The organism is Treponema sp. (assembly GCF_017430385.1).
Lineage (GTDB): Bacteria > Spirochaetota > Spirochaetia > Treponematales > Treponemataceae > Treponema_D.
Map to the genome: position 1 here is coordinate 1 of NZ_JAFRNB010000184.1, position 8,043 is coordinate 8,043.

The 8,043-nt window shown below is 45.2% G+C and carries 7 protein-coding genes; 4 read left to right on the forward strand and 3 right to left on the reverse strand.

What is annotated here, in order from left to right:
- The 3 genes from IJJ71_RS14325 to IJJ71_RS14335 all read right to left on the reverse strand — a co-directional run.
- Nucleotides 1-399, reverse strand: a 399-nt coding sequence (locus tag IJJ71_RS14325; protein ID WP_296847984.1) for a hypothetical protein, incomplete at its 3' end; no start/stop codon positions are given.
- 142 nt (nt 400-541) lie between these two features.
- Nucleotides 542-2,107 carry a peptidase U32 family protein gene (locus IJJ71_RS14330; RefSeq protein ID WP_296847985.1) on the reverse strand — a complete coding sequence of 522 codons (1,566 nt, stop codon included), beginning with the start codon at nt 2,105-2,107 and terminating at the stop codon, nt 542-544.
- 2 nt (nt 2,108-2,109) lie between these two features.
- On the reverse strand, nt 2,110-3,090 hold the full coding sequence (locus IJJ71_RS14335) for an alpha/beta hydrolase fold domain-containing protein (protein WP_296847986.1): 981 nt from the start codon (nt 3,088-3,090) through the stop codon (nt 2,110-2,112).
- Between the two features lie 71 nt (nt 3,091-3,161).
- Here IJJ71_RS14335 and IJJ71_RS14340 point away from each other — a divergent pair, with 71 nt between their 5' ends.
- The 4 genes from IJJ71_RS14340 to IJJ71_RS14355 all read left to right on the forward strand — a co-directional run.
- Nucleotides 3,162-4,070, forward strand: coding sequence for a homoserine O-succinyltransferase (locus IJJ71_RS14340; protein ID WP_296847988.1), 909 nt, complete (start codon nt 3,162-3,164; stop codon nt 4,068-4,070).
- A gap of 244 nt (nt 4,071-4,314) precedes the next feature.
- The gene (locus IJJ71_RS14345) at nt 4,315-5,448 is read left to right on the forward strand and encodes a sugar ABC transporter substrate-binding protein (protein WP_296847989.1); all 1,134 of its coding nucleotides are present in this window, start codon (nt 4,315-4,317) and stop codon (nt 5,446-5,448) included.
- A gap of 69 nt (nt 5,449-5,517) precedes the next feature.
- A complete protein-coding gene (locus IJJ71_RS14350; protein WP_296847990.1) occupies nt 5,518-6,537 on the forward strand; it encodes an ABC transporter permease in 1,020 nt (339 codons plus the stop codon).
- A gap of 124 nt (nt 6,538-6,661) precedes the next feature.
- A partial coding sequence (locus IJJ71_RS14355; protein WP_296847991.1) for a sugar ABC transporter ATP-binding protein occupies nt 6,662-8,043 on the forward strand: 1,382 nt, incomplete at its 3' end.

Genomic DNA, 8,043 nt, shown 5'->3' on the forward strand with positions numbered 1-8,043 from the left:
GAGCGTAAAACCAGTGTAAGACTGATAACGGAAACATGAATCAAGCATATAGTCATGCTCGGAACTTATGTCCTTGTACCGCTGAAAATGATAAAGGCCTCCGATTCCAAGTGCAAGCCGGGCTTCCTCGAAGTACCAGTTTGTAAAAGGAAGCCAGCCCTCCCCGGCAATCGTAAAATCAAAGGCATCTTCATAAGCCTGAATTCCTGCCACGGCATCAAACCAGTGTGCACGAAGCCCTGCCTCGCCGGAAAACATTCTCTGCTCTCGCTCAATTCCACGGGTTGTGGAAGTTGACAAATCGAACTGAAGGAATTTCGTAATCTCGTGGTCAGAAAATTCCGCGAAAGAAAGAGAAGCCCGTAATATAAACAGAAAGACAAAAAGTTTTTTCTTCATTTTTTGGCGCAAATTTTTCTGGCTGACGCCCTTCCACCCTTCGCTAACGCTCATTGCTTCACGATGTTCCGCAACTCCGGGGTTCCACGGCTGGGCGGCCTTTGTTGTCTATAGTTTTCACACCCCTGCAGTTCGAAAGCTTCTATCTGCCCCTGTCTCGGATTTCACCCTCTCGATAATCAGGGTCTTTGACACGGACGAGTGTGTTTTCTTCGACTGGAACTGCGGTGTAAATTGCACAATCGTGGTCGGCATTTACCCAATCAAGCTTTTCACCAGTCTTCGGATTGATAAATTCATATTCGCTGCCCAAAACTTTACGGCCAAGCACTGAAGGTGAAACGAATTCAAGCTCAGTGCCGGCATCAACGCGGTTGAGTGCATCGTAAGGATAAACCTTCCAGCCTTCACGCTTTTCTACAGTTTTGATAACCTTTTCTGGGTGCTGCTCCAAGTCGCGCAAAACGGCTTCGCGTGCAGAAGGATGCATTGCTAAAAGCTCGGCTTCGCGGTCTGCAACGAGTTTCTGTCCTGCCGCAAGAATTTTCTCACATTCTTCGTCTGAATATGGATTCCCGATTGCGGCGGCGAGCAAGTACGGAGAATCACTTGCACCGATTGTAGTTTTGTCGGCATCACCGCGGTTATAATAGAAGCCAGTTGTGCTTTCGCGGTGAGCAACATCTTCCAAAGACGCGATAAAAGGAGCTGCTTCTTCGGCGGATATTTTGCCTTCGAGGGCATCAAGTGCCTTTCGGTAAGCGCGTGAAACCATAGCCACATAATAAGTGGACTTCATTCGCCCCTCAACCTTAATCGCGTCCACTCCGGCCTTTTTCATGTCAGCCAGATGGTCAATCATGCACAAGTCTTTTGAAGAAAGAATGGCCGTAAAGTCCTCGCCCTCAAAAACCGGGAAGAACTCGCCGGGTCTCTGCCTCTCCTGAAGCCGCAAGATTCCCGACTGAGCAATCTCTTTGGCAGCCTCAGCAGAAATTTTTCCGCCATTTCTGTTTAGTTCCTCAAGTTGACTGCCGCACGGATGCGGCGAAGAGCCAGTTGACCGCGAGTTTTTGCTTGTCAAAAACTCGTCGTGACACGATGTCACATCATATTCCCATCTGCAAGAGTGTGAGCAGAATCCGCTCTGTGCCGAACGCCCTGTAAGATACGCGCTCATGAGACAGCGGCCAGAATAAGCGATACACATTGCGCCGTGAGCAAAACATTCAAGCTCCATCTCCGGGCAGGCATCCTTAATCTCGCGGATTTCATCGAGGGAAACTTCGCGGCCAAGAACGACGCGCTTGAATCCCAGAGAATGATACATTTTGACAGCTTCTTTATTCATGCACGAAGCCTGTGTCGAAAGATGCAAGTGAGTGCCAGGGAATTCCTTCTGCAAGATTGGAACCATTCCCAAATCCTGCACGATGAACGCATCAATCGGGTACTGCTTGAAATAGTCGAGGTTCTGCATGAACATTTTGATGTCATGATTGTGGAACGCAATGTTCAAAGCACAGAAAAGCCGCTTTTGAGGATATTTTTTCTTTAATTCGATGACGCGCTTGTACTCGTCTTCATAAAAATTATCAGCTTTGATACGGAGCGAAAATCGTTTGAGACCGATATAAGCCGTGTCCGCACCATAAGCATAAGCATAAGTCAATTTATCAATATTACCAGCAGGACAAACTAATTCCATTTTCAGCTCCTTTCTAATACAAGTTGAATTTCATGAACGCCCTCATTGGAGCGGTCTTTTGCCGTAATCAGCGAGCCGATTCGCTCGACAGCCACATGAGCCTGACTCAGCTCCTCATCGACAAGCTGGAACATCGGCGGCATTTTCTTCCATACATCGACATCGCATTTGCCACCGAAATTGCGAAGCATATCCCTGAACACAATCGCAGAATCGTAGAAGATTTCATTTTCGCCCATTTGAATGAAGACTGGCGGGAAATCAGTAAGCATCTCCCGCGGAGCCTTTAATGGCGAAACAAAAGGATTGTTCCAGTTTTCCTGATATGTGTAATGCTCGCTCGCAAGCCGCACTGAATCAGCCGTAAAGACATCATCGTAAACTTTTTTGCTCGTGAACATGTCGTTCGTCTCAGAAAAATCAAGCCACGGACTGAAGAAAATGACTTTTCTCACTGAGTCGCGGAAACGGTCTTTTAAACCGAAAATCAATGCCATTGCAAGGGAAGCGCCGCTCGTGTCGGCCATGATAAGAACTTCCGGCTTTTTTTCAGATTCTTCGGTGCCAGGATTAAGCGCAAGCGCAGCCTCGGTCTCAATGTAAAGAGACTGGTAAACCTGCTGCAAGTCTTCAAGCCCTGCAGGATAAGGATGAGCGGGAGCAAGCCGGAACTCAGGAAGATAAGCCTTGCTCGAAGTGGCGTTGGCAAGGGCAGAAACAAAAGGACGATATGCCTTTCGGGAACCACCGACAAAGCTTCCGCCGTGAATATAAAGAAGCACGCGGTTTGAGGCATAAACTTCCGGAGAAATAACATCGCATTTTACTGCCCGAAAAGCCTTTTCTTCCAGCTCAACATGATTTGGCAGGAACACATCAGAGAAAGTTTCGTCAATGCGCGCCCTGAAATCGTTGATGTCAATTTTTGAAGTGAGGCACAAACTCTTAAGTTTTTTTATAGCAGCTCTTCTATCATTAGGCATAGAATAAATATAGCAAAGTTTGTAAAAGTTTGCTATACTATGCGGAAGATTCAAAAAATGGAAGGCGACCCATGCCAATAAAGATTCAATCCGATTTACCAGCACGCTCAATTCTCGAAAACGAAAATATCTTCGTAATGACCGAAAAACGCGCAAACACGCAGGACATCCGTCCGCTCAAAATAGCAATCGTCAACCTCATGCCTACAAAAGAAGCTACCGAAACTCAGCTTCTCAGGCTTCTCGGAAATACACCTCTCCAGATTGACATTTCCCTCATCCGCATGGAGCAGCATGAATCAACACATGTGAGCGGAGAGCATCTTGAAAAATTCTACATTCCTTCAAGCGAGCTTTTCAAGCACAAATACGACGGACTGATTATAACTGGTGCTCCTGTCGAGCAAATGCCTTTCGAGCAGGTTGATTATTGGGAAGAACTTTGCCGAATCATGGACTACGCCAAAAAAAATGTATTCTCCACGCTTTATATCTGCTGGGGAGCACAGGCCGGTCTTTATCACAACTACGGAATCCAAAAACAGGGGCTGCCTAAAAAACTCTTTGGCGTGCTTCCGAACCGCCGGACAGTTCAGGCCGATCCTCTCCTGCGTGGATTTGACGACATTTTTCCGGTTCCAACAAGCCGCCACACCACAGTTGACCGCAAATTCATCGAAGCCGAAGAAGATTTGATTATTCTCGCCGAAAACATGGAAGGCGAAGTCACTTTGTCAAAATCCAGGGACAACCGCTCAATCTTCATGATGGGCCACCTTGAATACGACACTGACACTCTTTCGCATGAATACTGGCGCGACAAGAACAAGGATTTGCCAATCGAAATTCCAGAAAACTACTTCCCGGACAACGATACGTCAAAAGCCCCGACAAGCACATGGAGGAGCACGGCACACCTGTTCTACTCGAACTGGCTCAACTATTATGTCTATCAGGAAACGCCTTACGATTTCAATTAGGCAGAAGGTTGTCAAAGTCAGCGGTCGCTAAAATCCATTGACCGGAATACTTGCACTTTTCCGTTATCAATCATAAAAAATCCAACTTTTCTCATAAAAAAACAAAACTTTTTTCTTAAATCCGATTTAAGGTTTTTCTGACACGTTAAAAAAGTCTAACTAAATTCCTAAAAATCTTTACTCATAGTTTCAAATCCTGATTTATCATGGAGATATAACAAAATCGTCTAAGGAGGAAAGTTAGATGAAAAAATTATTAGGTGTGCTCCTTTCCGTAGCATTACTCGGAACATCGCTTGTTTCTTGTAACAAAAAGGAAGCTGCAAAAGCATCGTCTTCTGACAAGAAGATCAAGATTGGTGTTTCAATTTGGAGTTCAACGGACACTTTGGGCAGCCAGTGTAAACGCATTATCGATTCTGCTGCAAAAGCCCTCGGTGTAGATGTAATGTATGTCGATCAGGGCCATATTTCTGAGCAGGTAACAAGTTCTGCTGAAACATTGAGTGCTGCAGGCTGTGACGGTATCATCATCTGTAACTCTGCATCTGCTGAGATGACATCTGTAATCAATACTTGTAACCAGAATAAAGTTTATGTCGCACAGTTCTTCCGAATCATCAGCCAGCAAACAAATCCTAACGAATATGCTCTTGCTGCAAAATCTCCATATTATGTAGGTGCTGTTCACGAGAACGAAGTTGAGAACGGACAGAAACTTGTCACAATTCTTGCTGAAAAAGGCAACAAAAAAATCGCTCTCGAAGGCTGGGAAGCTGGTGACGCTACATTCCTTCTCCGCTGGGAAGGCTACAAAAAAGGCGTAGAAGAATGGAACGCTTCTCACCCGAACAAAATCGAATTGCTTGAACCACAGTACGGCGGAACAACATCTGATACAGGCCGCGCTACAGCAGAAGCTATCATCAACGCTAACCCGGACATCGATGCTCTTATCGTAGCTGGTGGCGGCGGTGACACATTGGTTGGTGCATTGGCTGCAATCGAGTCTATGGGCAAAAAAGGCAAAATCGCTGTCGTATCAACAGACTTCCTTGCTGACCTCGACGAACAGCTCAAGAGCGGCGGTATGGCTGCTGAGTCAGGCGGACACTACTGTGACCCACTCATCGCATTCATGTTGGTTTACAATGCAATCAAAGGAAACTATGCAGTATCAACAAATGGTTTCTACGATGTAAACTTCCCGTATCTTTATGTTGCTTCACCGGAAGACTACGCAGCTTATGCTAAATACTTCGTAGACGACCTTCCTTACAACGCACAGGAACTTAAGGATATGGCAAACCTTTCAGAAAAAGATCTTGAAGCTGCTACTGCTAAACTCTCTATCGATGATGTAAAGAGCCGCAGATAGTATTCTATCGCAATTATTTGGGGGCAGAAAATCAAAAACTGCCCCCTTTTTTTAGGAATAATTAAAAAGATGAGTGATTTAGGAAATTCAGTTAAAAAAAATCTTTTTTTTGATGTAATTTTAGGTAGCGGAACTTTTGCAAGATTCAAGAAGAGCCGCTATTTTGGCGTAACGACTCTCGTAGTATTAGCCATTCTGTGCTGGGGAATATTCAAGCTTTTATCCCCGCAGAACTTTGGCACACCGAAACTGATGTCTGATTATCTTCAGACAAGCATTCAATATGCCGTAGGCGGTTGTGGATTCTATTTTATCGTCGTAATGGGCTTGTTCGATTTCTCAATTGGCGCAAATATTGTTCTTTCATCAATGGTCGGCGTTTTGCTTTCAAGGCATTTGGGATATGTCGGACTTATCGGCGGAACTTTGATTACAGGCGCGTTAATCGGTTCTTTCAACGGAATTTTCTATTCAAAGCTAAAGATTCCTTCGATGATTGTAACAGTCGGTCTCATGCTGATTCTTGAAAGTGTCGCAAACTATGTTGTCCGGCTCGACACTTCTGGCTTTCCTGGAAAATTAACTAACGCTTCAATCCTGGCATTCAATCACGCTCCGTGGAATTATATTGTCGCATTTTTAGCTTTCTTCCTCATGGTGTTCATTCTCCGCTTCACCCGAATCGGAACTTACTGTAACGCAATCGGAAGCAACGAACTTGTGGCAAAAAACATGGGTATCAGCGTAGAAAAATATAAATTCATCGGCTTCGTGCTCCTTCACTTCTTCGTCGGAATCATGGCTCTTCTCACAGTAAGCTACGGAAAAGGAATCCTTGCCGTAACAGGCATGACGAGCATGGACAGGAACTTCAAGCCTTTGATGGGAACTTTCTTCGGAATCGCGTTCAAAAAATACGGCTGCCCGGTCACGGCTATTGTAATCGGCGAATTCATCATCACGATGATTTTCAACGGCCTTGTAGCCCTCGATGTACCGACAACAATCAATGATTTTGTAACAGGTGCAGTTCTCCTTGCTATCGTAACCCTCACAAACCGGGGCAAAAAAGGTAGCGTAGTCAAATAATGCATGATAAAAATTACATCCATGTAATTTTTATCATGGCCGAGTTTTCGCTGTTGCAAAAACTCGCTTATTCGTTGCATCCGTGCAACGCCGCTAACGCGGAGTTTAATAGGAAAGGAGCAAAATGAATCAGGTTCTTTTAAAAGCAGAAAAAATAAACAAATACTTCGGAATCACGCACGCTGTAAAAGATGTGTCGCTGGAACTTTATCCGGGCGAAATTCACGGTCTCATCGGCGAGAACGGTTCTGGAAAATCAACTTTCAGCTCAATGCTCTGCGGAATCCACACGATTTCAAGCGGAACATTCACCCTTTTGGGAAAAGAAATCAAGCCAAAAACTCAGGTTGAGGCAAACAAAGAAGGAATCTCAATCATCGTTCAGGAAATGGGAACTCTGCCGGGTCTTACGGTTGCAGAAAACATTTTCTTGGGCGAGGAAGACAAATTCATGCACGGAATCGTAAAAGACAGCCGGGCAATGAACAAAGAGGCACAGCGGCTTTTGGATTCTTACGGATTCATAAACATCAAAGCCTCAAAAATGATAGACCTTTATTCTTTCGAGGAGAGAAAACTTGTCGAAATCGTAAAGGCAACTTATTTCAAGCCGAAAATTCTTGTCGTTGACGAGACGACCACTGCATTGAGCCATGAAGGACGACTCGAACTCTTCAAGGTTATGGACAAAACCCGCGAAATGGGTTCAACCGTAATTTTCATCTCGCATGACTTGGACGAGGTTCTTGAGCATACGGACAGAATTTCAATTCTCCGAGACGGCGACCTTGTAAAAACAGTCAACACAAAAGATGTCACCACGGACGACTTAAAGCGCGAGATGGTAGGCCGCGAGCTTGACGACAGATATTACCGCACTGACTACGACGAGCCGGTTTCAGAAGAAGTTGTTTTGTCACTCAAAGATGTTTCCGTTCCTGGAGCATTTGAGCACATCAACCTCGATCTGCACAGAGGTGAGATTTTGGGCATCGGTGGTCTTTCAGAATGTGGTATGCACGAAATCGGAAAGGCAATTTTCGGAGCCTCATACAACCGTGTCGGCAAAGTCACGCTCAGCGACGGTTATGAAATCAAGGATATTCCGGGCGCAATCAAGCACAGCATCGCTTACGCTTCAAAAGACCGTGACAACGAATCAATCGTAATTGCGGATTCAATCGGCGAAAATATCATGCTTCCTTCTTTGGGCGACCTTTCTCACAAAGGATTTTTGAACCTCAAAGGCCTGGAGAGTTTTGCTGACAGGTTCGCACGGCAGATGAGCACAAAGATGACCGGAATCAAACAGTATGTCTCTGAACTTTCGGGCGGCAACAAGCAGAAAGTCGTTCTGGCACGCTGGATTGGCAAAGGCTCTAATATCCTTGTTTTGGACAGTCCTACCCGCGGTATCGATATTAAAGTCAAAGCTGACATCTACGCGCTGATGGGCGAACTTAAAAAGCAGGGAAAATCAATCATCATGATTTCGGAAGAGCTTCC

Excerpts from the sequence above, each read along its gene's own strand:
- IJJ71_RS14330 (WP_296847985.1), bottom strand. The coding sequence starts at position 2,107 with ATGGAATTAGTTTGTCCTGCTGGTAATATTGATAAATTGACTTATGCT.
- IJJ71_RS14335 (WP_296847986.1), bottom strand. The coding sequence starts at position 3,090 with ATGCCTAATGATAGAAGAGCTGCTATAAAAAAACTTAAGAGTTTGTGC.
- IJJ71_RS14340 (WP_296847988.1), top strand. The coding sequence starts at position 3,162 with ATGCCAATAAAGATTCAATCCGATTTACCAGCACGCTCAATTCTCGAA.
- IJJ71_RS14345 (WP_296847989.1), top strand. The coding sequence starts at position 4,315 with ATGAAAAAATTATTAGGTGTGCTCCTTTCCGTAGCATTACTCGGAACA.
- IJJ71_RS14350 (WP_296847990.1), top strand. The coding sequence starts at position 5,518 with ATGAGTGATTTAGGAAATTCAGTTAAAAAAAATCTTTTTTTTGATGTA.